Source organism: Kitasatospora sp. MY 5-36, assembly GCF_001182915.1.
Lineage (GTDB): Bacteria > Actinomycetota > Actinomycetes > Streptomycetales > Streptomycetaceae > Kitasatospora.
Genome location: NZ_LFVW01001289.1, coordinates 1 through 1,004, shown reverse-complemented (window position 1 = coordinate 1,004; position 1,004 = coordinate 1). Strand labels below are relative to the sequence as shown.

1 protein-coding gene and 1 pseudogene are annotated in these 1,004 nt (G+C 78.6%); both read right to left on the bottom strand.

What is annotated here, in order from left to right:
- Window positions 1-761 (bottom strand): glycosyltransferase (locus AE652_RS42020; RefSeq protein ID WP_049661405.1); only part of this gene is annotated, 761 nt, incomplete at its 3' end.
- A gap of 62 nt (window positions 762-823) precedes the next feature.
- Window positions 824-1,004 (bottom strand): annotated as a pseudogene (locus AE652_RS42015) (glycosyltransferase family 1 protein); the annotation flags it as partial.

The following is a 1,004-nucleotide window of genomic DNA, read 5'->3' as shown; positions in this document are numbered from 1 at the left end:
GGCCCGGTGCCGGCCACCACCAGCACCGCGGGCCGCCGCCGGGCCCGCAGGGCGGCCAGCGCCTCGATCGCCCGCTCGGGCCGCTTCTCCGCCGAGAGCCGGGAGCAGAGCACCAGCAGCGTCTCGTCCGGAGCGGCGTACCGGGCCCGCTCGGCCGCCCGTGCGGTCGGCGGCAGCGGGCGCATCGCGTCGAGGTCCACCCCCAGTGGGGCCCGGACCAGGTTCGGGGTGCCGATCCGCCGGAACTCCGCCGCCGCCCAGTCGGTGGTGCAGAGCACCGAGTCGTAGGCGCGGGCGGTGGCCGCGTTGAACCGGTCGGCCGTCGCGCCCGCCAGCGGACCGGGCAGGCCCCAGGTGCGCAGCAGGCCGGCGGCGCTCTCGTGCGAGACCATCACCGAGCGCACGCCGTGCCGCCGCGCCCAGGCGCCGGTCCAGCGCAGCGTGGTGCGGTCGGACACCTCCAGCCGGTCGGGGGAGAACCTGGTCAGCTCGGCGGCGACGGCCCGCCGGTCGGTGAGCAGCCGGTAGCCGCCGCTGGCCGGCAGCACCGGGCCGGGCAGGGTGACCACCACGCCCTGCTCGGTCTCCTCCTCGGAGCGCCGCTCCCCGGGGACGATCAGCACCGGACGGTGCCCGGCGGCCCGGTACCCGACACCGAGGTGGCGCAGCGCGGTGCGCAGACCGCCGGAGACCGGGGTGACGAAGTTGGCGAGCCGGACGATCGTCAGCGCCTCGCCGGTCGCCGAGACCCTGCCGGCCATCGGAGCCTCACCGGCGATCGGCGAGGCGCCGGCCGTAGGCGCCCCGCCGTCGGGAACGGAGCTCATGCCGGCAGCTCCTCCGACAGGGCGGGCGCCACCGGCGCGGCCGACGCCGGGGCGGCGGACGGCAGCCGCACTCCGCGGTGCTCCGCCAGCACCTCGGCGTAGTGCCACAGCAGCAGGTCCCCGACCGCCTCCCAGGTGCGCGCGGTCACCTCGGCGCGCCCGGCCTGCCCGTACCCG